A 24,801-nucleotide genomic window follows, 5' to 3' on the forward strand; every position below is an offset into this window, starting at 1 on the left:
TAATGTTGTGTGGCTTGAGGAGAGCCAGTCGTGTCGTCACAAGATACAGATGAGTCCCAAAAAACAGAAGAACCCACGGCGAAAAAACTTGCAGATGCGCGAGAAAAAGGAGATGTGCCTAAATCCCAGGAGCTGAATTCCTGGTTCTCCTTTTTTGGCTTTTTGATCGGGGTTAGTTTCTTTGCTGTCTGGATTAGCAGGGGACTGAGTGGCAGTTTATCGGTCTTTATCGAACGACCGGATTTGATCAGATTAGAGTCTGGGCACATCAATGAAGCAGTGGTCGGTTTGCTCAGTGATATTGGAGTACTTTTTATTACCCCTGCGCTTATACTTATTGCTTTTGCGATAGCTTCGGGTCTCATGCAGCATGGGTTCTTAATTTCCTACCAATCCCTCGTTCCAAAGTTGGATAAGATATCCCCACTTTCGGGAATGAAGCGGCTTTTTTCCATTCAATCAGTTATGAATTTTGTGAAGGGAATGGCTAAGTTATTGATTATGGGTGGGATTATTGGTTTTGTGATTTGGCCGAAACGAACCATCGTTCCTCAGCTTTCCGAACTAACCGTTCAACAAATAATGTTAACGCTCCTGGACTGGACAACGCTTATCCTGGTCGCTGTCGTCGCTGTTATGGCGATTATCGCCGGGCTTGATTACTTGTTTCAATATTTTCAGTACATAAAAAAACTAAAAATGTCGAAACAAGAAGTCAAAGACGAGATGAAGCAAAGTGAGGGCGATCCGATGGTTAAAGGGCGTCTTCGTCAACTTCGTCTGGAGAAAGCGCGTCAGAGGATGATGGCTTCAGTGCCCAATGCCGATGTGGTCATCACCAATCCGACACACTTTGCCGTTGCTCTCGAGTACAACGGCATGATGATGGAAGCCCCGAAATTAACGGCAAAAGGTGTGGATGCTGTTGCGTTTCGAATTCGTAAGGTTGCAGAAGAAAACAACGTGACCATCATGGAAAACCCACCTTTGGCACGTGCATTATATGCAGGTGTCGAGATTGATCAGGAAATTCCTCCCGAGCATTATAAGGCCGTTGCAGAAGTCATTAGTTATATCATGAAGCTAAAGGGCTAGAAGCAATAACTTCATTTTGAACAACCCTTTGTGCTATCTCATTTGTTTTACTAACTAATTTGTTTTTAATGAATTTTAGGGTTAATCTTCTATTCACCAATTTCACTTTCTTTTCCTTTCGACGGAAAAGAAGACATTTCGTGGGGGAAGCAGGGGGATGTCACCTACTATTTGGCTAGCAATATGTGGCTTTTTTGCTCTCGTTATTGCTTTACTCACGTTCTTTGTACTCCGCTATCGCAGAATGCTGTCGTTACGGGAATTTGCTTTTGCGGCCGTTCCTCGCCCCCGCCAGATTGTTGACCCAGAGGGGAAGTGCCTCTTTGCCAACCCTGCTTTTGAAGATTTTTTCGGGGGTGACCTTAGGGCTGTTCCAGACTTGATTCTGGATGAAAGTAATGGTGATGAAGAAATCAGGCGTAAATTAGCGACCCTTCAACTTAATGCACGCAACGGGGTTTCTGGCCATGTTGAGATTGAACTACCGGGGATTGGCCCAGGGGATAATGATCTCCAGTGGAGACACGTAGCTGCTTATCCTTTACCCAATCGCCCGGGTTATGTCTTTTGGTTTGTTGATGACATTACGATGCGTCGGCAAATGGAAAAAGTTATCAATGATCAACAACAGCGCTTTGTCGATTTACTTGAAAATGCCCCAATTGGCTTCTTCTCTGTTGATGCTGATGGATGTTTTCTCTTCGCAAACCAAACCCTTACCGATTGGCTAGGTTACTCTTCATCCGAATTGGAGAGCGGACAGATAAAGCTTCATGATATTGTTGCCGATGCATCTCTTGAGGAGGTTCCGGCTTACCACCCGTTTGAAGATTCTGACAGTCGTTCCGGTGAAGTCTTCTTGAAGACTGTTGATGGTGAAAAGCGCATTTTAGCTGCGATTAGCCAACACATCGCCGAAGGAGGAGGTGGTAAGGGATTTAGGACCAGATCGGTTGTTCGAAATTTAACACTTGAACGTGAGATGGCCACCGCCCTTGAACAGTCTGAAAAGAGATTTCGGAAGTTCTTTAATGAAGCCCCGGTTGGTATCGTTCTGCTCAATGAGAGTGGCGTGATTACCGAGTGTAACAGGGCGTTTCAAGAACTTGTCTCTGAGAATGAAGACGTCAAAGGCAAGCCGCTATTATCTCTTATTGGTGAAGAAGAGAGAGAAAATGTACGTGAGGCATTAGTCTCGGCGACGACTTATGAGCGAAAGGCAATGGAAGTTCACCTTGCTGGAAATTCTGAGACCGTTTGTAATATGAACGTTACACACGTGGATGAGAAATCTGGTCTACCCAGTGGGTATATTTTGAACTTTACTGATACGACTGAGCAGAGAAGTCTCGAAGCTCAGTTCGCGCAATCGCAAAAGATGCAGGCAGTGGGGCAGTTAGCTGGTGGTATCGCGCACGATTTTAATAACCTATTGGGCTCTTCTCCGCTTTGTTGAGTAGAAAAAGATGCCGACCGCCAAGTAACCTGTTGATATGTATGGTTTCTGATAACTTTACATAGAGCAGGTATATGACAATCAACATCTCGCAGCATATTTTAGGCCTCAAAGGGCAACGTGTAAATGAAATTAAACTGGATGACGGCGGTGTTAAGATTGTCATTCACTGCAGCCGAGACGCGCGTAGGAGGGCTATAGACCCTGCTACAGGCCAGAAGGGAAGCATCAACCAGCATGTCCGCCGACAAGTAAACGACATCCCCCTTTTTGGGTATCCTTGTGTGGTCGAGATTGAGCTGGCGCAGGTTTATATTAACAAGGGCGAACGCCGCATTGAGGGGTGTGATTTTGTTGATAAAGGGTGCCGTTTCACTCACCGATTTTGCCGACTGATCAGTGGATTATGTCGGCATATGTCTATTCAAGCGGTTTCCAGACATTTGGATATACGATGGGAAACGGTCAAGAATATCGACAGGGCATACCTTATTGAAACTCTCCCTACGCTTGATCCTGCAGAGCTAACTGGCTTGGAATATATTGGTGTAGATGAAGTTGCCCGGGCGAAAGGTCATGACTACATGACGGTGGTCTACGATATGGTTGGCGGTCATCTGATCTGGGTTGAAGCAGGCCGAACTGCCGAGGTTTTTTCAAGGTTTTTGAAACAACTGCAACCAGATACAGCCTGCAAAATAAAGGCCGTAGCGATGGATATGGGGCCTGCCTACCAAAAGGCTGTCAGAGAGTCCTTGCCGTTGGCCGACATAGTATTTGACCGTTTCCACGTCATGAAAAACTACAGCAAAGCTATCCATAATCAGCGTCGACTTGAGTTCAGAAAGGCCGATCCAAGTGGTAAAGAGTTGATGAAAGGGACACATTATCTGTTGCTCAAAAATGCGGATAAGTTGAGTGAAAAACAAAGTGACAAGCTGCAAAGGTTGCTGGAGAGCAATAGCAACCTGAATGCACTTTACGTCTTGAAAGAACAGCTTCAGCTGCTGTGGAGTGCCGCTTCATTTGAGGCGATGGCGGAGCAACTGGAACGTTGGTGCCTGATAGCAGATCAGTCACAGATGCTCTATCTAAAAAAGTTCGCGAAATCCCTACGGAAACATTGTGTGGGCATCTGCAACTACGCCAAACACAAGCTCACAAGCGCCAGGATAGAGGCTGGTAATGTCAGTATAGGAATGATCCGTAAGCGAGCCAGAGGCATCAAGGATACCGAATACTTCAAACTCAAAATTAGACAATCATCCATTCCAGATAATCAATCTATGCTCTATTTGAAATCCTAAATCTACTCAACAAAGCGGAGAAGTGCCACCTATTGACTGCCATGATCGGGTTCTCAGATCTTCTGTTGTTGCGACACCGGCCTGGGGATCAATCGTTTGCTGACATCATGCAGATCAAACAAAATGCCAACAGGGCTGCAAACCTTGTTAGACAGTTACTTGCCTTCTCTCGTCAACAAACTCTTCAGCCAAGGCGCCTTAATGTAACTGATATTATTGCTGAATTGGCCCACCTTCTCCGAAGGCTTATCGGTGAAACCATAGAGCTTAGAATCACTCATGGCCGTGACCTGGGGGATGTGAAGGCGGATCAGGGGCAGTTAGAGCAGGTAATTATTAACTTGGCAGTGAATGCGCGAGACGCGATGGATCAGGGGGGAGTGCTTGAAATCATCACGTCTAATGTCATTGTTGATACGACTTATAAAGTCAAAGGTGAGGAAATCCCTCCTGGCGATTATGTTCTTGTGAAAGTCCAGGATTCTGGACATGGAATCCCTACTGAAATTATGGATCGAATTTTTGACCCTTTCTTCTCAACAAAGGAAGTTGGGGCGGGAACAGGGTTGGGCCTCTCAACCGTTTACGGTATCGTAAAGCAATCTGGAGGCTTCGTCTTTGTTGATTCTACGGCTGATGAAGGCACTGTTTTCTCCTTGTTATTACCGCATTACCGCGAGGAAGTAGGTGAGATAGAAGTTATCGCTGCCGACGTTCCTCAAGCTCAGGACTTAACGGGCCGTGGAAATATCCTACTTGTTGAAGACGAAGATGCGGTGCGATCATTTAGTGCTCGAGCACTTGAGAACAAAGGGTACAACGTTTTCGAAGCTAATTCAGGTGAAGCGGCTTTGGAAATATTGCAGCAAGACGACGTTACTGTTGATTTGGTGGTTACTGATGTGGTGATGCCGCGAATGGACGGACCAACACTCGTCAAAAAACTTTATGAAACTCATCCTGATGTAAAAGTTATCTTCATTTCGGGGTACACAGAAGATTCTTTCAGGAAAAGTCTCGATGTTAATTCCGCGATCGAGTTTTTACCAAAGCCCTTTAGTCTTAAACAATTAGCATCAAAGGTTAAAGAGGTTCTCGCGGCTAAATAAAGCCATTTCTTGTACTCATGGATCGGGCTTTTCTTTAACTTATTTTGATCAAAAAAATATATTGCCTACCTCGAATGTTCCTGTAATGTTCTTTTATCTTGTGTGGTGAGAACAAAAGAAGTACGTTGTTGTCGTTGCAGCAAGTCGAACCCTGTGGGATAAGGAAGGCAACGATGGCACAAAACGTCTTACAGTTAGTGGAGAATAGCACGGTGGACAAGCAAAAGGCATTGGATGCAGCGCTGGGGCAGATTGAACGCGCCTTTGGTAAAGGCTCAATCATGAAACTTGGAGAAGGCACCGCGGTTGAAACCGAAGTGATTTCCACAGGTTCCCTTGGATTAGATATCGGATTGGGCATTGGTGGCCTTCCGCGCGGCCGTATTGTAGAGGTCTATGGACCTGAAAGTTCTGGTAAAACGACATTGGCATTACATGTCGTTGCCGAGGCTCAGAAAGCTGGTGGAACCTGTGCCTTTATTGATGCTGAGCATGCACTTGATCCGGCTTATGCAAACAAACTTGGTGTTGATGTCAATGAGCTTTTGATCTCTCAGCCGGACGCTGGAGAACAGGCTTTGGAGATTACCGATACGCTTGTTCGTTCCGGTGCGCTAGATGTTCTTGTTGTCGATTCAGTTGCAGCATTGGTGCCAAAGGCAGAACTCGAAGGGGATATGGGAGATTCTCTACCTGGTCTCCAGGCCCGCTTGATGAGCCAGGCGATGCGCAAATTGACCAGTTCAATTTCCAAGTCAGGTACACTTGTTATCTTCATCAACCAGATTCGTATGAAAATTGGCGTGATGTTTGGTAATCCAGAAACGACGACTGGTGGTAATGCGCTTAAGTTTTATTCATCTGTACGTCTAGATATTCGCCGAATCGGTGCGATTAAAGACCGGGAAAATATCACGGGTAACCAAACCCGCGTGAAGGTCGTAAAAAATAAAATGGCGCCTCCTTTCCGGGTTATTGAATTTGATATCATGTACGGAGAAGGTATTTCCAAAACGGGTGAGATGCTTGATCTTGGCGTTCAATGCGGGATTGTTGAAAAGGCTGGAGCCTGGTTCTCCTGCGAAGGGCAGCGCATTGGTCAAGGACGGGAAAATGCTAAAAAATTCCTGACTGATAACCCTGAAGTGGCTGAAAAGATCGAACATGCAGTCCGTTTGAATGCAGGGATCGTCTCAAACGCTATGCTTGAGGGCAAGGCGGAAGACAAAGATAAAGAAGATGCCTAAGTTAGTTGCTTAGAAAAAAGGGCCCCTGAGTTGGGGCCCTTTTTTTATGTTATAAACCTTTAAGGTTGGACAACGCGGTTAAAAGCCTTGGTGAAACCTTTGAGAGAAAACGGCAGGGCGATCGGTTTTTTTGTTCCGTCCAAAAAGACAACCCGCCCTTCATTCATGGCTTTAAAGTTGTTCAACAATTCAGCATCGAGTGGAATTTCAGCCTGGCAGCCTGAAACAATACAGCGCTCAAAGCGGTATTGACGTTTGATCACAGTCCCAATCTCTATTGAAAAGCCTTCTGGAAGACGAATTCCCAAGGGAAGTGTCAGGATTAAGGTCGTTACCCCTGGACTGCTATTCACAAGTTTGCCGATGGCGAGATGTAACGCTGGTTTTTTACTATCTCCGATATAAATTCCTTGGACAATTGAGCAAGATTTGACCGTGTTTGTAGTGCAGATTGCAGTCCAATTGTCATATTTTTCGGCGGTGCGCTGAGGGGCTTGTTGAGCACTAGCAGAGGGCGCGAGAACAGCTAATGAAAAAAGAATGCCGAGTAATGCTTTTGGGGTGTGTAGCCGTTTTACAATTTTCATTAGATAAATAGTTATGATTGTTAAAAAATAGATCTTATCGATTGTATATTTATTAGGGAAGAAGATTTACCTGGAAAAGAGGTGATATTTAGGCAGTTTCCATAAAAGTAGGCAATCGAGGTTATGGAAAAACATATTTGAGCCAGAGAAGATTAAGCGAACCCTAGACAGTTGCTATGGGGCACGCTAAAAACGGAAATAAGATTTTCCGCTAGTTCTCATATGAGCATAGCGTCCTGTCCAGCTTTTAGGTAAGTGATTAAAATGATTACCGGCAATGAGATCCGTAGGGTCTTTCTCGATTATTTCGCAAAAAACGATCACACCACTGTTGAATCATCTCCCTTGGTACCAAGGAACGATCCGACACTGATGTTTACAAATGCGGGTATGGTTCAGTTCAAAAATGTCTTCACCGGTAGTGAGAAGAGACCTTACACAAAAGCAGCGACATCGCAGAAATGTGTACGTGCAGGCGGTAAACATAATGACCTGGAAAATGTAGGTTATACGACGCGTCACCACACCTTTTTCGAAATGATGGGGAATTTTTCCTTTGGTGATTATTTCAAAGACGTAGCCATTGAGCATGCGTGGAATTTGATCACGAAGGAATATGAAGTTCCTGAAGAAAAATTGCTGGTTACTGTATATTCAGAAGATGAAGAAGCTGCAGCCCTGTGGCGTAAAATCGCTGGAATAAGTGATGACCGGATTATTCGTATTCCAACGAGTGATAATTTCTGGTCAATGGGGCCAACCGGACCTTGTGGCCCTTGTTCTGAAATTTTCTATGATCACGGCGATAAAATCTTCGGCGGTCCTCCTGGGAGCCCGGACGAAGATGGTGATCGGTTTGTAGAAATCTGGAATCTTGTCTTTATGCAGTATGAGCAAATTGACAAAGACACACGTATTGATTTACCAAAACCGTCTATTGATACGGGGATGGGGCTGGAGCGTATTACCGCGATCCTCCAAGGCAAACATGACAACTATGATATTGACTTACTACGCACCATCATTGATGCCTCTGCCCACGAAACCGGGGTAGATGCTGACGGGGATCACGCAATTTCTCACCGTGTAATCGCGGACCATCTTCGCTCAACGGCCTTCTTGATTGCGGATGGAGTTCTGCCGTCAAACGAGGGGCGTGGGTATGTCCTGCGCCGCATCATGCGCCGTGCGATGCGTCACATGCACAAGATCGGTGTAAAAGATCCTACCGTATACAAACTCGTGCCGTCATTGGTGCAGATGATGGGAACAGCTTTCCCGGAATTGGCACGTGCAGAAGCACTTATTTCAGAAACATTGAAGTTGGAAGAGAACCGTTTTGGTCAAACTCTTGATCGCGGTATGCGTCTTCTTTCTGGAGAAACAGATAAGATTGGCGATAAGGGCACTCTGAATGGCGAAGTTGCCTTTAAGCTCTACGATACTTATGGCTTCCCGCTCGATTTAACGCAGGATGTTTTGCGTGGTCAGGGACAATCGGTTGATGTCGAAGGCTTTAACACTGCGATGGAGCAACAACGTGCCGCGGCCCGTAAGGCGTGGAGTGGATCTGGTGATGTTGCAACGGAGAAAGTCTGGTTTGAATTACAGGAGAAATTCGGGGGAACAGAGTTCCTTGGGTATGATACAGAAACTGCCGAGGGGCAAATTCTTACGATCTTGAAAGATGGCAAAGAGGTCCAAACAGCAAGTGCTGGTGATCAGGTGATGATTATTGCCAACCAAACACCATTCTATGGAGAAAGCGGTGGTCAGCAGGGGGATCACGGGCTGTTATTCTCGGCTGACGGTGCTGAAGTAGCCATTCGGGATACACAAAAGAAACTCGGTAATGTTTTTGTTCATATCGGCGAAGTTGTACGTGGTGAAATTACCCCTAATGCTGCGGTCGAAATGAAAGTAGACGGGCACCGTAGATCGGCAATACGTGCACATCACTCTGCGACCCACCTACTTCACGAAGCCTTGCGTCGACAACTCGGTACTCATGTGACCCAAAAAGGGTCCTTGGTTGCTAAAGAGCGTCTGCGTTTTGATGTCAGTCATCCAAAATCTCTTGAAGCAAATGACATCATTGTTGTTGAAACCGAAGTTAACGAACGCATTCGAGATAACGCTGAAGTTAAAACACGTCTTATGACACCGGATGAAGCAATTAAAGAGGGGGCAATGGCTCTCTTTGGCGAAAAATACGGTGAAGAAGTGCGTGTTGTTTCAATGGGTGGTGCGGATAGTTCTACGGGGAGTGGGTACTACTCGACCGAGTTGTGCGGTGGTACACACGTTCGTCGTACCGGTGATATTGGTTTCTTCAAAATCATATCTGAATCCGCTCTTGCATCAGGTGTTCGTCGCATCGAGGCCGTAACCGGGCAGGCTGCTCTCGAGCACGTTTCAACACAGGAAAGCCAACTTTCCGGAGCGGCTGCTGCAATCAAGGCCTCACCTGCGGAACTGGAGACACGTGTTTCTTCTTTGCTGGAAGAACGCAAACGTCTAGAGCGGGAGCTAACAGATGCACGCCGTAAATTAGCCGCAAGCGGGGGAAGTTCTTCAGCCGCGGAAGAATTTAAAGACGTAAATGGTATTAAATTCGCCCCGCGTATTCTAAATGATGTTTTGCCAAAAGACCTGAAGCCAACCGCTGATGAGCTGAAGAAACAAATTGGGAGCGGCGTAATTGTCCTTATTGCCGATACGGACGGTAAGGCTTCCATTGTTGTTGCGGTAACAGACGATCTTACGGATAAAATATCTGCTGTTGATCTCGTCCGGGCCGGCTCTGCCGCTCTTGGGGGGAAAGGCGGCGGAGGACGTCCAGATATGGCGCAGGCTGGTGGACCGGATGCATCAAAGGCCCCGGAAGCAATTACAGCTATTGAAGCCTTAATCGGTTAATATTATTGGTTTTATTATAGAAAAGCCCTGTAAAATTTGCAGGGCTTTTTTTGTTGAGTAATTACAGAGTTATTTTTTACCGCCAGCAAGTTTTATGGCATCCGGGTGCTGTCTTAACTTTAGCATGGCCCATACGCCCAAAAAGGGACCAATCGCCAAGGGGGCAAATGCATACTTCCAGCCCAACAAATCGACACCATAAGGCATCAAGTGAATGGTGATGAGGGTGAGAGTAAAGCCGATTGAAGTCTGTAAGGTTAGCATTGTGCCAACGATTTCAGGTTTGGCGAGTTCGGCAACGGAAGCTGAAAATTGGGCGGAATCTGAAATTATTGTCAGTCCCCATATTAGGCATAGGGTTGTCAGGAGCCACGGAGAGGCACCGAAGAGGAAGCCAACAGTAAGAGCGCAAGTGCCACTGATAAGCATAGACGCGATGGTTAGCGTGGTTCTGCCCATTCTATCGGCTAAATACCCCGCACCTAAACATCCTATGGCGCCAATTGCCATAGTTGCGAACGTGGCAAGTTTAGCGGTTTCATTCGCCTCTGTTGGGGCCATGGTTTGTGAGAAACTTGCAGTGAGGAAGAGGCCAATCCAGGCCCACATAGCATAGAGCTCCCACATGTGGCCGAGGTACCCCAGATTAGCAAGTCGAACCGATTTAATTTTCCAGGCAAAAAGTATTTGTTCGGGATGAAAACGAGGGGCCTTTGTGTAATTGGGGCCCATTTGGAAAAGAAGAATACCAAAGCCTGATAGCACAGCAAAACCAGAGGCTGCGACAATGGTAAATCGCCAATCGATACCGCCAATAGCATTAAAAAGGTGGGGCGAGGCTGATCCCAGTGTGAGTGCCCCAACCAATATCCCAACCAACAATCCCATATCGCCTTTTGCCCAAGTCGCTGCCATACGCATGCCGATGGGATATATACCCGCCATGCAGACGCCAGTGATGAACCTGAAAACAGGAACTGCGGGGTCTGTTGGTTCTATTACCAATAACGCCGCATTTGCCGTTGCCGCGACCAACGCCGATCCTAAAAATAACAATTTTGGTGGAAGGCGATCTGCTAAACCCAGGATGGCCGAACTCAAACTACCGACGACAAAGCCAATCTGGACGGTGCTGGTAAACAGGGCCTGTTGAAAGGAACTTAGGCTGTATTCCTCTATGAGGGATGGCAAAACAGCCGAGGCAGAAAACCATAACGCCATTGCCGATACCTGACAAAGAGCAAGAATGCTGAGAGAGAGCCATTTACCTGAAGTCTTTTCCATGCTGCCCTGATAGAAAGAAAAACTGGGATTAGAGATAGCGTATGTTGCAGATAAGTGTTTGTCGATCTCGAACTCTTTAATAGGATAACGATCTTGTGAATATAATTGGTAAAATTGAAAGATGAAGAGTTAATGGCAATTGATGACGTTACCTATTGTCGGCATGAATCGCCTATTGGAGAAATTCTCACATTTTACCGTGATAATGTTCTGTGCCATCTTGATTTTACTGATTGCGAACTCCGGTGGGAGAAGCTGTTAAAAAGGCGGTTTCCAAGTCTGATTTTAAATGAAGTTTCTACTAATTTTGAGCTGGATAACCGCTTAAGTGATTATTTTGGTCGGGATCACCATGCGTTTAGGGATATCACGATGGATACCGGCGGGACAGACTTTCAAAAAAAGGTCTGGAATACCCTCTGTGAAGTTCCCTTTGGGGAGACCGAAACTTACAGCTCAATGGCAGAAATGATTGGCAAACCAAAAGCGATCAGAGCGATGGCAGCTGCGAATGCCTTAAACCCGATTTCGATTGTCATACCCTGTCATCGTATCATCGGCAAAGATGGGAGTTTAACAGGTTACGGCGGTGGGCTCGAACGTAAAAGAGCATTGCTCGAGCATGAAATCCGGTAATTAAGCGGTTAAGAAAAAAAAGCCGCTTAAAGCGACCTTTCCTAGTAAGTGAAAGCTCTTAATAAAGAGGAGCTTTGATGTGGTGCCTTATGCTTTGGCTTTTACATCTGAGACGATATGCAAATCGCGTTGGGGGAAGGGAATTGAAATGCCTTCTTTATCAAATGCTTCTTTGATAGCGCGACGGTTGTCACTTAGCGCAGGCCAGTAATCACCGCTGTCCGTCCAATAACGGATGTTGAGATCGACGGAACTTTCGCCCAGACCCGTGATGATGACCTGTGCCGCGGGATCTTTATGAATTCGTGCATCGCCAGAGATAACAGCCAGTGCAACCTTTTCGGCTTTGCCTATGTCGTCTCCGTAGCCGATACCAATGGAAAGGTCGGTACGGCGTTTTGAATTTCTGCTGTAATTGGTGACCGTTGCCGACCAAAGTTTAGAGTTCGGTACTGACAGGTAGATGCCATCGACCGTGGTCATATGGGTTACAAACAGGCTGATCTCTTCGACTGTGCCAGCGATGCCATCTGCATCAACAAATTCACCGACTTTAAAGGGGCGTAAGAACAGCAGCATAAAACCGGCAGCAATATTCTGCATGGTGCCTTGAAGAGCAAGGCCAATGGCGAGGCCTGCAGCACCGAGAATGGCGATAATACTTGTTGTCTCAACCCCGAATTGGGCAAGGACGGCAACGATTACAAAAATCATAATCGCGTAACGGGTAATTTTTACAATAACGGGTTGTAGCGTGCGATCTACTTTTCCCGATTTTGCCAGTAGTTTTTCAACATAACCACTGACGCGTTTGGCCACAAATCGACCAATGGTGAGAATGGCCAGAGCCGCGAGAATTTCGAGTGCGAAATCAACGGCCGTTAGGCTTAATTGTTCGATAAGCTGTTTATATTCTTCGGTGATCATGACAACCAAAGTTCCTCTGATTTTGAGTTACAGGCTGCCCCCAAAGACAAAGCCCTCACTGCGGATCATACAGTGAGGGCTTAAAAAATACACCTAGTAAAATTACCAAGTGTAATAATCTGGAAAGTAGAAAATATCCCAGATTTGGTATTACGCTTCGATGTCCGCTTGGACTTTTACAGATACCATGCGATCAGGATCATCAACAGACCCGCTACCAGGGGCACCTTTTTTGATTCCATCAACGAGTTCCATACCTTCTGTTACACGACCCCATACAGTATATTGGCCGTTCAGTGAAGGTGCGCTATCGAACATGATGAAGAATTGACTATCGCCGGAGTGTGGGTTCTGAGCACGCGCCATGCCAACAACGCCTCGTTCAAATGGCTCCTGTGTAAATTCAGAACGCAATTTTTTGCCTGAACCACTGGTACCTGTACCGGTTGGGTCACCAGTTTGTGCCATAAAGCCATCGATCACACGGTGGAAGACGATACCGTCGTAAAAGCCATCACGTGCAAGTTCTTTAATACGGGCTACGTGGGTTGGAGCGAGGTCCGGAAGCATTTCAATAGTAACGTTTCCTGTTTCCAGTTCGATTACCAGTGTGTTTTCTGGATCAAGTTGTGTTGCTTCAGTCATGGCAGAGGCCTTAAAATCTAAAGAGGGTAAGAAAAACTATCTGCAAAATAAGTATCCCGAAGTGTTTTTGCAAGGCGGGATATTTGTTTGCGATATTCTTTGTTTTTAAGTCTTATTCGATTTCTCAAAAGCAAAAAGCGCCAGATCCAAAGATCTGACGCTTTTTGTCTATCATTTCGGGTATAAAGTAATTTTACTGAATATCAGCAAGTACTTTAACTGAAATCATTTTATCAGGATTATCTACTTTACCTGAGCCTGGAGCACCTTTTTTGATGCCATCTACATGTTCCATGCCCTGAATGACCTGCCCCCAAACGGTGTATTTACCATCGAGAGAAGGTGTTCTTCTGAACATGATAAAGAATTGGCTGTCAGCTGAATTGATTTGGCCGGAACGGGCCATGCCAACAGTACCCCGGACATAAGGCTCGCGGGAAAACTCAGCATTGAGTTTTTGGCCGGAGCCACTGGTCCCCGTACCGGTAGGATCGCCTGTCTGTGCCATAAATCCAGAAATGACACGATGGAAAACGATGCCGTCATAAAATCCTTTGCGAGCCAGCTCTTTAATCCGCGCAACGTGTGTTGGAGCAAGATTTGGGAGCATTTCAACGACGACATTGCCCGTTTTTAATTCGATGACGAGAGTATTTTCAGGATCGGCTGCCAAAGCATTTACAGATGTAGCTGCTAGGGCAAAAAGTCCTACGAGAATATTGCGAAGGATCTTATGCATATTTATTAACCCATTACTTTTTGAAGATTGGCATCAATAGCATCTAGGAATTGGTCGGTTGTCAACCAATCCTGATTAGGACTGATCAAAAGAGCCAAATCTTTGGTCATTTTTCCAGATTCAACAGTATCGATACAAACCTGCTCAAGTGTCTCTGCAAATTTGACAACTTCTGGAGTTTCATCGAACTGACCGCGGAATTTAAGGCCACGAGACCAAGCAAAGATAGATGCAATTGGGTTTGTAGAAGTGTCCTTACCCTGCTGGTGCAGACGGTAGTGACGCGTCACAGTACCATGTGCTGCTTCAGCTTCTACGGTTTGTCCATCCGGGGTCATCAAAACAGATGTCATAAGACCGAGTGAGCCAAAGCCCTGGGCAACGGTATCAGACTGAACATCACCATCGTAGTTCTTACAAGCCCAAACAAATCCGCCAGACCATTTCATTGCTGCTGCAACCATGTCGTCGATCAAACGATGCTCGTAAGAAATGCCAGCTGCGGCAAACTTATCGGCAAACTCAGCTTGGTAGACTTCTTCGAAAAGATCTTTGAAGCGACCATCATAAGCTTTAAGAATAGTGTTCTTGGTTGAAAGATAGACAGGCCATCCAAGGTCAAGACCATAGTTCATGCATGCACGAGCAAAACCACGGATGGATTCATCCAGGTTGTACATCCCCATGGCTACACCAGCTTCAGGGAAATCAAAGATTTCACGTGTGATTGGCTCACCACCATCTTCCGGTTGGAAAGTCATGGTTAGTTTACCAGCACCTGGAACCAGGAAGTCAGTTGCCTTGTACTGATCACCAAAAGCGTGACGGCCGATAACAATTGGCTGGGTCCAACCTGGAACAAGACGCGGCACGTTTTCCATGATGATTGGCTGACGGAATACGGTACCACCAAGAATGTTACGGATCGTACCGTTTGGCGAACGCCACATTTTCTTAAGGTCGAACTCTTCTACGCGTGCTTCGTCAGGTGTGATGGTGGCACACTTAACACCGACACGGTGCTCTTTGATCGCATTTGCAGCATCGACAGTAATCTGATCGTCAGTTGCATCGCGGCTTTCGATGGAAAGATCGTAGTATTTCAAATCCACGTCTAGATAAGGAAGGATGAATTTCTCTTTGATCTTTTCCCAGATGATCCGGGTCATCTCATCACCGTCGAGTTCTACGATCGGATTTTTTACCTTAATTTTGGCCATGTTCGCCTCCTTGTGTGTCGGCTTGTTAGATATGATTTGGGGAACTAACTGTGGAAAATAGCAGTCTTTCGCTGCAGTGCAAGATAAGTGAGGTAATCAATTGTATTCAAAGGAGGGAGATGTCGGGTTTAATATGAGATTCTGGTAAGCTCGTAAGCTTGTCAAAAATTTCCTCTATGCTATTGACAACGCTAAATATATCGTCGGGATTCTGGCGAAGGTATCCACCTTGAATTTGGTGTTTAATCAAGTCCAGAAGAGGGGTCCAAAAATTTTCTAAGTTTACCAAAATAATTGGTTTGTCATGCATGCCGAGCTGTTTCCAGGTGGCAATTTCAAAAAACTCATCCATAGTTCCAAGCCCACCGGGCAGTATGCAAAAAGCATCAGAGCGTTCAAACATCATCATTTTTCTAGAATGCATAGAATCAACGACCAGAAGTTCACTGACATCGTTGTGGCCGACCTCGAATTTTTGGAGATATTCAGGAATGATCCCGGTAACTTTACCATTATTGGCAAGAGCACCATCTGCAACTCGACCCATTGATCCAACACGCCCACCACCGTAAACGATTTCAATGTTATGTTCTGCGGCAAGTTTCCCAACAAGGCCGGCCTTATCGAGGTGATCTTCACTAACAGAATTGGAAGAGCCACAGTAAACGCAGATGGAACTGATTTTGGTCATTCGTTAATTTCCCGGATAGATTTTTATTATTGTGCAGAGGTGCAAAAGGCGCCAAAGAATTAAAACAAACTCTGGCCCTCTACTCCGTTGATGAACATCATATAGGGGCAAGTATCTTTATGCACTGTAGAAAAGATACGTTTGTCATTAAACAGAGGGAAGAAATACGAATTCTGAATATTAAAACATATGGGACAGTCTTGTGCTTTTTAGAGAAGTGATTACCCTTATGTAAGAACAATGATAGTCTACGGGAATAATTTCCCATAGAGTGGCATCCGTTAGGACGCTAAGTCTTACTTTTTTGAAGTCCCGAGGAGATATCCTTTGAGCCGCGTGTTTGTTATTGCTCTTTCCGTTGTTATAGCCATCGCTATCGCTTCTGTGAGTGTTTGGTATGTCGTAGATGATGATGACGTAACGGTTGCGACTGACACGGATACTAGCGGTGGTGCGAATACTGCTCCAAAGAAGGTCATAAAGACCCTAACAGGAGAAGCAATTGCGACAGAGGAACAGGCTCCAGAGGAGAGTGAGATTGCCTCAGAAACGATCGTGGCAAATAGTACGGCAGACGAAACTCAACCTGAAGCCATAAATTCAGATGAAAGTTCCGAATCTACAGCTGAGGGATCTACTGTTGAGGAAGCTGTAGAAACTGCATCTATAGAAAGTGAAGATGCGACAGCATCCCCTGCGAGTAACGTGACAGGTTCTGAAATTACAATAGATCCAGCCTTATCTTTCGATGTGATTCGGGTTGAGAAATCAGGAGATACTGTGCTTGCCGGGCGTGCGCCAGCTGGAAGTGATGTACGCATTCTTGACGGGACGACCATACTTGGAACCATTGAGTCTGATAATAATGGTCAATGGGTGTATGTACTCGAGACGCCTTTACAGCCTGGAGCTCACGAACTCGGCTTACAGGTCAATAACGAAGACGGAACTAAGATAAAGTCTAAAGATGTTGCCATTGTTGATGTGCCAAAAGGTGACAAATCTGCGCTTGCAGTTCTTGTTCCAGATGAAGAGCCGGGTGGAACGCCAAGTGTCTCAAAAGTAATTCAACTGCCTGCGAATAGCGGTGAAGATGGCATTCGCGATGTCGAGTTGGCACTGGATAGCGTTGATTATGATGACGATGGGCAAACCGTCATTGGTGGAACTTCCCAGCCGGGTCAAAAAGTGGTTGGTTATTTGAATAATGAATTCGTAGGACAGGGAGTTGCCGATAACGAGGGTCGCTGGATTGTTGAGCCTGAGAAAAAAGTTGATGAGGGGTTGCACCAACTGCGTATCGATCAAGTTGATGATGGAGGCAAAGTCATTGCCCGGGTAGAGATTCCTTTTTCTCGATCAGGGAAAGTTGAGACATTACCCGATGAACGTATTGTAACGGTTCAACCAGGCAATAGCCTTTGGCGTATCTCTCGAGCAATATACGGCCAAGGCGGCAGATATGCTGTGATTTATGAACGTAATCAAGATCAAATCAGAAACCCGGATTTGATTTATCCAGGGCAAATTTTTGTGTTACCAAAGGCAAATTGAAGCTGCAAATTCCCCGACCAATGACAGAGTTATGGAAAAGTCCTTACATTTGAGGCTGTAATACAGTATTACACACGAAATGTTATGCGATGATTACGTAAGTGTTTATGTAAACTTCGTTGTTATTTATCAAATTTGAATGGAGACGGCTGTGCTGAAGCACATTTTGGTGCCTATTAATAAAGCAGGTTGGCCTTTTGTTGGCGGCGCACTTGCACTTAGTGTTGCATTTGCTTTGATCTGGAAGCCTCTTGCTATCCTGGGACTAATAATTGCAGCGTTCTGCACATATTTCTTCCGTGATCCTGAGCGCCAAACCCCAGTTCGTGAAGGCCTTGTTGTCAGCCCTGCTGATGGTCATGTGAGTGCTGTTGAAACAGCAGTGCCCCCTTCTGAGCTGAATATGGGTACAGAACCGTTGATGCGGGTTTCTGTTTTCCTCAGTGTTTTTGATGTTCATGTAAACAGGGTGCCTACAGCCGGTAAAATTACTGAGTTGGCTTATCATCATGGCGCGTTTCTTAATGCAGCTATGGACAAAGCGTCTGAACTTAATGAGCGCATGTCGATCAAGATGGAAACAGAAGACGGTAAAGAGATTGCTTTTGTCCAGATTGCAGGCCTGATTGCACGGCGGATTATTTGCAATCTTACGATGGACCAGGAAGTAAAGGCGGGCGAACGTTTTGGTTTGATTCGTTTTGGTAGTCGTACAGATGTGTACCTTCCAAATGGAGTTGCTCCCCTCGTTGCCGTCGGTCAGCAGATGATTGGTGGCGAAACTGTTATTGCTGATCTGCTTTCTGATGAAAGTATGCGCGAAACAGAGGTACGTTAATATGGCAGGTCTCAAGCGCCGTCGTCGCCTTCATGGATTTTCCGTAAACCGGTTGATACCAAATGCCATTACCTTAATGGCTTTGTGTTCAGGCTTATCTGCTATCCGCGCAGCGCTTGAAGATAACTGGCAGTTGGCTGTTGTTGGCATTGTAGTTGCGATGGTGCTTGATGGCCTTGATGGTCCTGTTGCCCGCCTAATGAAGGGAACGAGTGAATTCGGAGCGCAGTTGGATTCACTGGCTGATTTCGTCAATTTCGGGGTGGTACCTGCATTGGTAATTTATCTCTGGGCCATGGATGGTACCGGAGGACTTGCCTGGGCCGTTTCGCTCTTTTTTGCGATTTGTTGTGGTATGCGTCTGGCACGCTTCAACACGAGTCTTCTCGATGAGAATCCTCCACCCTGGGCTTCAAAGTTTTTCACTGGTATTCCTGCTCCCTGTGGCGCTGGTTTGATCTTGCTGCCGATGGTTTTGTCATTTGAATTAGGCGATGATTTTTTCCGGAGCTCTATTCTAAATGGCGTAATGCTGGTTGCCGTTGGGGCGCTTTTTGTCAGTACAATCCCAACTTACTCTTCAAAACGTATTCGCATTCCACGGCGCTACGTTGGCCTCGTCCTTCTTGGGTTTGCCGTTTGCATCATGATGCTTTATAGCACGCCTTGGGTATCCTTAAGTGTTGCTGGAATTGGTTATCTGGTTTCAATTATTCTTGCTCAATTTTCCTATCGTAATACGCGCAACAAAATGATGGCTCAAGAAGCAAAACATCCCGAAGAAAAATCGTCTGAAGCTGACCAGGTTGAAGAGAAGCCAGACAACAAAAAAGAGCCTTCAGAATAGATCGAACAAGGCTCAAGCGTTTTTATGTTTGAAAGACTTTATGTTTGATTCCTTGATGCGACGACTAATCGATCCTCCCCTTAATAAATTGGGGGGATCTATTTCTAACAAAGGCGTGACTGCCAATCAGATTACCTGGGTTGGTTTTGGTGTTGGTATACTTGCTGTACCAGCGCTCGCATCACAGGTCTATTTGTTGGCCCTTGGATGTATTATCCTCAATCGGGTTTGTGATGGTTTGGATGGTGCAGTAGCACGATCTAAACAGATAACCGATCTCGGTGGTTATTTGGACATCACGCTCGATTTTCTGTTCTATTCCGCTGTAGTTTTTGGTTTTGCTCTCGCTAATCCGCAGGAAAATGCCCTGGCTGCTGCTTTTCTGATCTTCTCTTTTGTTGGGACCGGGGCATCATTTCTGGCCTTTGCGATCGTGGCTGAAAAGAGAAATATATCTACAGACATTCGCGGTACAAAAAGCATCTACTATCTAGGCGGACTTACAGAGGGAACAGAAACAATTCTCCTGTTTCTGGCTCTGTGTATTTGGCCTAATCACTTTTCCCTGATGGCATGGATCTTTGGATCTCTCTGTTGGCTTACGACAACATTTCGAATTCACGCAGCCTATTCGATTTTCAAAGATTAAAAAAAGAGCCGAGAAACATCTCGGCTCTTTTTTATTATATTTCTTCAGATTTAACTCTATTACTCTGCTGGTAAAGGCGTCTCTTCATCAGAAGAAGGATGATCCTGATCCGTTGGGCCTTTGTGCCATTTTTGTTTAACCCAGGAAATAAGCCGCCTAAAATTCACCCTTACCATCAATGAACAGGGTGTGATTACTAGAGTCAGAATAGTCGCAAAGCACAGTCCAAATGCAATGGCTGTGGCCAACTGTGTCCACCATTGCGTCGAAGGCCCTCCGACTTGCACAGTTCGGTTGATAAGGTCGATATTGGTGGAAAGCACCATTGGCATCAAACCGAGAATGGTTGTAACCGTTGTTAACAATACAGGGCGCAAACGTTGAGCTCCTGTACGAATGATCGCCTCTTTCTGATCGTTGAATTTGGTAGAGACATAGTCGAAGGTGTCGATCAGAACGATATTGTTGTTGACGACAATACCAGCCAAGGCAATGACCCCAATTCCGGACATGACGATGCCAAAGGGTTGGTCGGTTATCAAAAGTCCGATCAATACCCCGATAGTCGACATGATGACAGCAGACAGGATTAGGAAAGCGCTGTAAAAGCTGTTGAACTGGGTGACCAGAATGATGGCGATCATGAAGAGAGCGACACCAAAGGCTTTTACGAGAAACTGTTGAGATTCTTCCTGATCCTGGTTTTCGCCTTTAAACTGGATCGTCACACGTGGATCGAGTTCCTGAGCGGATAGCCAAGCTTCAAGCTCTATAACTTTGTCATTGGCAAGTATTCCCTCTGCGACATCAGACTTAACAACAGCAACACGTTTGCCGTCGACACGATTGATCAAACCAACTTTAGGTTTTGCTGTTCGGGTAATGAAGTTTGATATGGGAATAAGGCCAACTTCAGTTTGAATTTTAATTTGATCCAAATGTTCGATGGTACGGTTGTTTTTGGGCAAACGCACGACCAGATCGATCTCTTCATCGCTCTCGTCTGGGCGATAGCTACCCAGTTTCATCCCGTTGGTGACCATGCGAATGTAACTACCAATTAGGGCAATGTCTGCACCAAACTTTGCAGCTTGGGCGCGATCAACATCGATACGCCACTCGATACCGGGAACCGGAAGTCCGTCTTCAATGTCGACAAATCCATTCGCTGTTCGTAGATGTGTCGCAACAATCTTTGCTACCGGATAAACCAGTGCAGGATCTTCAGAGGCGATTTCAATCTCGATTGGCTTTCCTGAAGAAGGGCCTTTTTCTTCTTTACGAGGTTCAACGGATATGCCGCCCAGAACAGATGTTCGGGTGCGGATCTCTGCAAGAATTTCATCTGCAGGCCTGCGATTAAACCAGTCTGTAAACTCCATCTGAATATTGCCAATAACATCTTCAGGCTGGTTACTGCTTGTACTGCTTTCGGCGTTTGTACTGGCATAGATACTGTGGAGTTCCTGCTTTTCATTCTGCAGGTCCATCACAATTTGTTCTACCTGACGAACAAGATAATCTCGTTCATCGATGGACATGTTTCCCTGAGCGCGGACTTGGAGTACTGCATTGTCTGGCTCAATGTTGGGGAAGAATTCCACGCCCTTTCCAAAGGTGCCATAGAGATAAATGACTAAGATGAGTGAGGCAAACGTCAGGGATACGACGGTTCCTGGAAACTTTAAGACGCCGCGCATTAACTTGATATAGAGGCCGGTAAAACCTGTAACACTAGCAAGATCACCACTCTCAGACGCTGCGAGATTTTCCATCGACTTTTTATCGGCCGCTCCACCTGCTTTGCCAATAATAGCGCCGATGGTTGGTACCACGACAAGAGCCATAACAAGAGAAGCGCTTAGGGTGGCAATCAAAGTGATGGGCATGAATTTCATGAATTCACCCATAATCCCGGGCCAGAAAATCAGGGGAGCAAAAGCGGCGAGTGTGGTCGCTGTTGAGGCTATGATGGGCCAAGCCATACGTAAGCTTGCCTGTTTATAGGCTTCTTTACGATGGACCCCTTCACTCATTTTACGATCAGCATATTCTGTGACAACAATCGCGCCATCAACAAGCATGCCGACAGAGAGGATCAAGCTAAAGAGGACAACAACGTTAACTGTAAGGCCTGCAGCATGAAGCATCATGATAGAGGCGAGGAATGATCCCGGTATTGCGAGGCCAACAAGTATTGATGATCTAAAGCCAAGCGCAGCTACTACGACAATCATGACCAATATAATTGCAGAGAGGACATTGTTCTGTAGATCCTGCAGCATCGTACGAATGCCTGTGGATTGGTCCTGGCTAAAAGATACCTCTACGGCTTCGGGCCAAAGTACCTGCTCTTCGGCGATAACGGCACGAACTCGCTCAATGGTTTCGATGATGTTTGTGCCGGTACGTTTTGATATTTCGAGTGTTAAAGCGGGCTTGTTGTTTACGCGGGCGTATTCAGAAGTGTCTTTGAAGGTTTTTCTGAGAACACCAATATCCCTGACGCGTACAACAGCATCTCCGTTAACCTTGAGCGGCATATCCAGAATGTCGTTAGTGTCTTCAAATAATCCCGGAACTTGAATAGCAAACCGACCTTGCCCGGTATCAAGGGAGCCCGCTGCAACAACCAGATTTGATTTACCAACGGCTGTTATAATGTCGTTGGCATCCAGATTGTAACTTTCAAGGATAAGCGGATCGATAACAACCTCTACCAACTCGTCTCGATCACCGACGAGTTTGGCTTCGAGGACGGTCGGAATTGATTCCAGATTATCTTGAAGCTTATTGGCAATAGAAAGAAGCGCGCGTTCGGGAATGTCTCCTGACAGGTTAACCACGATGATGGGGAAAAGGCTTAAGTTGACTTCGTGTACTGTTGGCTCATCTGCGTCTTCAGGGAGTTCTGCTTTGGCAATATCTACTTTCTCGCGAACATCGGTTAGAGCAAGATCAATATCAGATCCGGCATCAAATTCCATCACCACGTTTCCGCCACCCAAGAAGGAGGTGGAACGCATCTCTTTGACGCCTTCAATACTGCGGAGCTCTTTTTCCATTGGCTTTAACAGCAGCCGTTCAGCATCTGCAGGAGAAATCCCCTCGTGATGCATGCTGACATAAATAATAGGAATGGTGATATCAGGGCTGTCTTCTTTGGGAATCGTTACGTAGGAAACACCCCCAGCTATCAGGATAAGAATGAGACCCAGCAGTACTGTTCTTGAGCGGCCAAGTGCAGCTGAAATAATGCCGTTCATGATTGGGGTGCTCCGGATTTAAATTCTTCCAGAGTATTCGCGTCGATCGGTTTTACTTTTTGCCCGTCAATGACGAGCTCCTGTCCAACCACGATAAAAGTAACATCCTTTGGTAGGCCGCCGAGCCAAAGCCCATCTGTTGTGTTTTCCAATATAGATGCTTCTTTAAAAACAACTTCATTCTTAATATTGATCGTTTTTACCCCAACAGCGCCGGTATCAGCGATTGTTAAAATTCCAGGTGAAACCTTATGCGCTTGCAATTGATTTAACGTCAGGATTGTTTCGGCGGTAATACCATCGGCAATTTTTTTATCTTCGTTGGGTACGGCAACTTCAATTCGGAAAGTTCTGGTGGTCGCATCAGCCATAGAGGAAATGTAACGAACCCTGCCTTCCACTATTTCGCCGGTAATCAGTCTAACACTGGCTGGGTGCCCTACAGAAATAAAAGGCACCAGACGTTCGCTTACTTCTGATACGACCAGTATGGTGGAAAGGTCGACGATAGTACCAATCTTGTCTCCAACATCGACATATTCACCGATCTCAACGGTGCGTTTATGAAGGATGCCTGTAAAAGGGGCTGGTATCAGAGTGTTAGAAAGGGCGACGCGTGCTCTTCTTAACTCAGCTTGTGCAGATTCTAGTGCTGCCTTACTTGCGGCAAGTTTGGTTTCCGCTTTAAAGCCTTTTTTCGATAATCTCTTAGACGCATCATACTCAATAGCGCGTTGTTCTTTTAGGGCGGTATACTCTTTTACCTTTGCTGAGCGCTCGTTCACATCAAGTTTAGCGATTAGTTTGCCAGCTTCTACCGTTTGCCCTTTGTCCACGGCGAGTTCAATAATTTTACCACTGGCTTCGCTTCTGATCTCAACGGTCCGAAGTGCCTCGGTTCTACCCCGAACGGTGAGGTGACGAGTATATGATTCAGCCGAAAGACTTTGAACCCGTACCGAAGGCACGCGAGTTTCCTGAGTTAGGTTTACAGGCGGCTTTTTGACTTCCGGTTGGGCCGTTTTTCCTGTTTCGGAACCACCAGCAAGTTGTCCTGACATAACCCAGCCAGTTGTGCCTACGGCTAAAACGAATGCGAGGAGATAGGAGACTTTCATGATGCGTGCCTGTTTGAATTCGTTGAGGTTATGTCTTGTGAAGAGGAGGAAAGTTTGGAGATAAAGCTGTCTCTGTGCTTTTCTAGATACTCGAGCGAGGATTTATAAACTGTCATTCCAAGACCATGACAAAGTTGTCGGCCTGCTGGTTTGGAAGAGAGGTCGCATTCGCTCATACGTTCAATAATATTTTTGTAGAGAGAAATCCTTTGATCAAGAAGCATTGCGACTTGAGGGGTAGGAAGAAGTTCTGCGAAATAGAGAATAAAGAAAAAATCGGAAGCGTATTTGTCTGGAGCAGGAGGGGCAAGAATGCTGGTAATCAAGGCATCGTTGCCCTTGTCAGTTAATTTATAAACCTTTTTATCCGGGCGTTTTTCCTGTGCCATTTGGGTGCAGGCAACCAGCCCTTCTGTCGACAATCTGCCGAGTGCCGGATAAATCGAACCAAAACTCGCATCTTGGAAATGACTAAAGGGGCCTTCTTCAAAGGCCTTCTTGATTTCATACCCGCTTGCTTCTCCCTGGTATAAAACCCCAAGGCATAACGTTCTTACATCCATGCTCGATTTACCTGTTCCGAATTACCTGTACTGGCTTCGTGTCTAATTGTGCAGGAGATCTATCTGCACTTATGTAGGTTAGATATAGATCAGTTCAACATATA

22 protein-coding genes are annotated in these 24,801 nt (G+C 45.9%); 11 read left to right on the forward strand and 11 right to left on the reverse strand.

Annotated elements, in window-relative coordinates:
- The first annotated feature begins 30 nt into the window (after positions 1-30).
- Positions 31-1,095, forward strand: coding sequence for a flagellar biosynthesis protein FlhB (gene flhB / locus ACOGW3_RS08235; RefSeq protein ID WP_419902525.1), 1,065 nt, complete (start codon positions 31-33; stop codon positions 1,093-1,095).
- A 157-nt stretch (positions 1,096-1,252) separates the two neighbouring features.
- Entirely contained in the window at positions 1,253-2,551 is a 1,299-nt protein-coding gene (locus tag ACOGW3_RS08240; protein ID WP_419902526.1) for a PAS domain S-box protein, read from the forward strand.
- On the opposite strand, the gene ACOGW3_RS08245 is transcribed toward ACOGW3_RS08240, so the two are convergent.
- Positions 2,517-2,639: a hypothetical protein gene (locus ACOGW3_RS08245; RefSeq protein ID WP_419902527.1), complete on the reverse strand. Its 123-nt coding sequence runs from the start codon at positions 2,637-2,639 to the stop codon at positions 2,517-2,519. The genes ACOGW3_RS08240 and ACOGW3_RS08245 overlap by 35 nt on opposite strands.
- Here ACOGW3_RS08245 and ACOGW3_RS08250 point away from each other — a divergent pair.
- The 3 genes from ACOGW3_RS08250 (at position 2,626) to recA (ending at position 6,214) form a co-directional block, all read left to right on the forward strand.
- Positions 2,626-3,858: an ISL3 family transposase gene (locus ACOGW3_RS08250; protein WP_419901077.1), complete on the forward strand. Its 1,233-nt coding sequence runs from the start codon at positions 2,626-2,628 to the stop codon at positions 3,856-3,858. The two genes, ACOGW3_RS08245 and ACOGW3_RS08250, sit on opposite strands and share 14 nt — an antisense overlap.
- 41 nt (positions 3,859-3,899) lie before the next feature.
- Positions 3,900-4,967, forward strand: a complete 1,068-nt coding sequence (locus ACOGW3_RS08255; protein WP_419902558.1) for a response regulator — start codon at positions 3,900-3,902, stop codon at positions 4,965-4,967.
- A 173-nt stretch (positions 4,968-5,140) separates the two neighbouring features.
- On the forward strand, positions 5,141-6,214 hold the full coding sequence (gene recA / locus ACOGW3_RS08260) for a recombinase RecA (RefSeq protein WP_419902528.1): 1,074 nt from the start codon (positions 5,141-5,143) through the stop codon (positions 6,212-6,214).
- Between the two features lie 59 nt (positions 6,215-6,273).
- On the opposite strand, the gene ACOGW3_RS08265 is transcribed toward recA, so the two are convergent.
- On the reverse strand, positions 6,274-6,801 hold the full coding sequence (locus ACOGW3_RS08265) for an invasion associated locus B family protein (RefSeq protein ID WP_419902529.1): 528 nt from the start codon (positions 6,799-6,801) through the stop codon (positions 6,274-6,276).
- 264 nt (positions 6,802-7,065) lie between these two features.
- On the opposite strand from ACOGW3_RS08265, the gene alaS reads away from it, so the two are divergent.
- Entirely contained in the window at positions 7,066-9,720 is a 2,655-nt protein-coding gene (gene alaS / locus ACOGW3_RS08270) for an alanine--tRNA ligase (RefSeq protein WP_419902530.1), read from the forward strand.
- A 69-nt stretch (positions 9,721-9,789) separates the two neighbouring features.
- Here alaS and ACOGW3_RS08275 read toward each other — a convergent pair whose 3' ends face one another.
- Positions 9,790-11,004 carry an MFS transporter gene (locus ACOGW3_RS08275; protein WP_419902531.1) on the reverse strand — a complete coding sequence of 405 codons (1,215 nt, stop codon included), beginning with the start codon at positions 11,002-11,004 and terminating at the stop codon, positions 9,790-9,792.
- A 132-nt stretch (positions 11,005-11,136) separates the two neighbouring features.
- Here ACOGW3_RS08275 and ACOGW3_RS08280 point away from each other — a divergent pair, with 132 nt between their 5' ends.
- Positions 11,137-11,640: a methylated-DNA--[protein]-cysteine S-methyltransferase gene (locus tag ACOGW3_RS08280; protein WP_419902532.1), complete on the forward strand. Its 504-nt coding sequence runs from the start codon at positions 11,137-11,139 to the stop codon at positions 11,638-11,640.
- Positions 11,641-11,727: 87 nt separating this feature from the next.
- Here the strand turns inward: ACOGW3_RS08280 and ACOGW3_RS08285 are convergent, their stop codons facing one another.
- From ACOGW3_RS08285 to ACOGW3_RS08305, 5 genes are all read right to left on the reverse strand, one after another.
- Positions 11,728-12,567: a mechanosensitive ion channel family protein gene (locus tag ACOGW3_RS08285; RefSeq protein ID WP_419902533.1), complete on the reverse strand. Its 840-nt coding sequence runs from the start codon at positions 12,565-12,567 to the stop codon at positions 11,728-11,730.
- 150 nt (positions 12,568-12,717) lie between these two features.
- On the reverse strand, positions 12,718-13,212 hold the full coding sequence (locus tag ACOGW3_RS08290) for a peptidylprolyl isomerase (RefSeq protein WP_419902534.1): 495 nt from the start codon (positions 13,210-13,212) through the stop codon (positions 12,718-12,720).
- 193 nt (positions 13,213-13,405) lie between these two features.
- The gene (locus tag ACOGW3_RS08295) at positions 13,406-13,951 is read right to left on the reverse strand and encodes a peptidylprolyl isomerase (protein WP_419902535.1); all 546 of its coding nucleotides are present in this window, start codon (positions 13,949-13,951) and stop codon (positions 13,406-13,408) included.
- A 5-nt stretch (positions 13,952-13,956) separates the two neighbouring features.
- Complete coding sequence (locus ACOGW3_RS08300; RefSeq protein ID WP_419902536.1) at positions 13,957-15,171, reverse strand: NADP-dependent isocitrate dehydrogenase; 1,215 nt, start codon at positions 15,169-15,171, stop codon at positions 13,957-13,959.
- Between the two features lie 106 nt (positions 15,172-15,277).
- On the reverse strand, positions 15,278-15,862 hold the full coding sequence (locus ACOGW3_RS08305) for a TIGR00730 family Rossman fold protein (RefSeq protein ID WP_419902537.1): 585 nt from the start codon (positions 15,860-15,862) through the stop codon (positions 15,278-15,280).
- Between the two features lie 327 nt (positions 15,863-16,189).
- On the opposite strand from ACOGW3_RS08305, the gene ACOGW3_RS08310 reads away from it, so the two are divergent.
- The 4 genes from ACOGW3_RS08310 (at position 16,190) to ACOGW3_RS08325 (ending at position 19,750) form a co-directional block, all read left to right on the forward strand.
- Positions 16,190-17,416 (forward strand): LysM peptidoglycan-binding domain-containing protein, encoded by a 1,227-nt coding sequence (locus ACOGW3_RS08310; protein ID WP_419902538.1) that lies wholly within the window; start codon positions 16,190-16,192, stop codon positions 17,414-17,416.
- 139 nt (positions 17,417-17,555) lie between these two features.
- Entirely contained in the window at positions 17,556-18,254 is a 699-nt protein-coding gene (locus ACOGW3_RS08315) for a phosphatidylserine decarboxylase (RefSeq protein WP_419902539.1), read from the forward strand.
- 1 nt (position 18,255) lies between these two features.
- Positions 18,256-19,101, forward strand: a complete 846-nt coding sequence (locus ACOGW3_RS08320; RefSeq protein WP_419902540.1) for a CDP-alcohol phosphatidyltransferase family protein — start codon at positions 18,256-18,258, stop codon at positions 19,099-19,101.
- A gap of 55 nt (positions 19,102-19,156) precedes the next feature.
- Entirely contained in the window at positions 19,157-19,750 is a 594-nt protein-coding gene (locus tag ACOGW3_RS08325) for a CDP-alcohol phosphatidyltransferase family protein (RefSeq protein ID WP_419902541.1), read from the forward strand.
- A gap of 59 nt (positions 19,751-19,809) precedes the next feature.
- Here ACOGW3_RS08325 and ACOGW3_RS08330 read toward each other — a convergent pair whose 3' ends face one another.
- Genes ACOGW3_RS08330 through ACOGW3_RS08340 form a run of 3 tightly spaced genes read right to left on the reverse strand, consistent with a single transcriptional unit; the run spans position 19,810 to position 24,697 of the window.
- Positions 19,810-23,016 (reverse strand): efflux RND transporter permease subunit, encoded by a 3,207-nt coding sequence (locus tag ACOGW3_RS08330; RefSeq protein ID WP_419902542.1) that lies wholly within the window; start codon positions 23,014-23,016, stop codon positions 19,810-19,812.
- Positions 23,013-24,134, reverse strand: a complete 1,122-nt coding sequence (locus ACOGW3_RS08335) for an efflux RND transporter periplasmic adaptor subunit (RefSeq protein ID WP_419902543.1) — start codon at positions 24,132-24,134, stop codon at positions 23,013-23,015. The genes ACOGW3_RS08330 and ACOGW3_RS08335 overlap by 4 nt, the downstream gene beginning before the upstream one ends.
- The gene (locus ACOGW3_RS08340; RefSeq protein WP_419902544.1) at positions 24,131-24,697 is read right to left on the reverse strand and encodes a PadR family transcriptional regulator; all 567 of its coding nucleotides are present in this window, start codon (positions 24,695-24,697) and stop codon (positions 24,131-24,133) included. The genes ACOGW3_RS08335 and ACOGW3_RS08340 overlap by 4 nt, the downstream gene beginning before the upstream one ends.
- Between the last annotated feature and the right edge of the window lie 104 nt (positions 24,698-24,801).

The sequence above is a fragment of the Kiloniella sp. genome (assembly GCF_965205715.1).
Classification (GTDB): Bacteria; Pseudomonadota; Alphaproteobacteria; order Kiloniellales; family Kiloniellaceae; genus Kiloniella.

Bases quoted from the DNA above. Each gene is read 5' to 3' on its own strand.
- ACOGW3_RS08240 (WP_419902526.1), top strand. From the start codon at position 1,253: ATGTCACCTACTATTTGGCTAGCAATATGTGGCTTTTTTGCTCTCGTT.
- ACOGW3_RS08250 (WP_419901077.1), top strand. From the start codon at position 2,626: ATGACAATCAACATCTCGCAGCATATTTTAGGCCTCAAAGGGCAACGT.
- ACOGW3_RS08245 (WP_419902527.1), bottom strand. From the start codon at position 2,639: ATGTTGATTGTCATATACCTGCTCTATGTAAAGTTATCAGAAACCATA.
- ACOGW3_RS08255 (WP_419902558.1), top strand. From the start codon at position 3,900: ATGATCGGGTTCTCAGATCTTCTGTTGTTGCGACACCGGCCTGGGGAT.
- recA (WP_419902528.1), top strand. From the start codon at position 5,141: ATGGCACAAAACGTCTTACAGTTAGTGGAGAATAGCACGGTGGACAAG.
- ACOGW3_RS08265 (WP_419902529.1), bottom strand. From the start codon at position 6,801: ATGAAAATTGTAAAACGGCTACACACCCCAAAAGCATTACTCGGCATT.
- alaS (WP_419902530.1), top strand. From the start codon at position 7,066: ATGATTACCGGCAATGAGATCCGTAGGGTCTTTCTCGATTATTTCGCA.
- ACOGW3_RS08275 (WP_419902531.1), bottom strand. From the start codon at position 11,004: ATGGAAAAGACTTCAGGTAAATGGCTCTCTCTCAGCATTCTTGCTCTT.
- ACOGW3_RS08280 (WP_419902532.1), top strand. From the start codon at position 11,137: ATGGCAATTGATGACGTTACCTATTGTCGGCATGAATCGCCTATTGGA.
- ACOGW3_RS08285 (WP_419902533.1), bottom strand. From the start codon at position 12,567: ATGATCACCGAAGAATATAAACAGCTTATCGAACAATTAAGCCTAACG.
- ACOGW3_RS08290 (WP_419902534.1), bottom strand. From the start codon at position 13,212: ATGACTGAAGCAACACAACTTGATCCAGAAAACACACTGGTAATCGAA.
- ACOGW3_RS08295 (WP_419902535.1), bottom strand. From the start codon at position 13,951: ATGCATAAGATCCTTCGCAATATTCTCGTAGGACTTTTTGCCCTAGCA.
- ACOGW3_RS08300 (WP_419902536.1), bottom strand. From the start codon at position 15,171: ATGGCCAAAATTAAGGTAAAAAATCCGATCGTAGAACTCGACGGTGAT.
- ACOGW3_RS08305 (WP_419902537.1), bottom strand. From the start codon at position 15,862: ATGACCAAAATCAGTTCCATCTGCGTTTACTGTGGCTCTTCCAATTCT.
- ACOGW3_RS08315 (WP_419902539.1), top strand. From the start codon at position 17,556: ATGGAGACGGCTGTGCTGAAGCACATTTTGGTGCCTATTAATAAAGCA.
- ACOGW3_RS08320 (WP_419902540.1), top strand. From the start codon at position 18,256: ATGGCAGGTCTCAAGCGCCGTCGTCGCCTTCATGGATTTTCCGTAAAC.
- ACOGW3_RS08325 (WP_419902541.1), top strand. From the start codon at position 19,157: ATGCGACGACTAATCGATCCTCCCCTTAATAAATTGGGGGGATCTATT.
- ACOGW3_RS08330 (WP_419902542.1), bottom strand. From the start codon at position 23,016: ATGAACGGCATTATTTCAGCTGCACTTGGCCGCTCAAGAACAGTACTG.
- ACOGW3_RS08335 (WP_419902543.1), bottom strand. From the start codon at position 24,134: ATGAAAGTCTCCTATCTCCTCGCATTCGTTTTAGCCGTAGGCACAACT.
- ACOGW3_RS08340 (WP_419902544.1), bottom strand. From the start codon at position 24,697: ATGGATGTAAGAACGTTATGCCTTGGGGTTTTATACCAGGGAGAAGCA.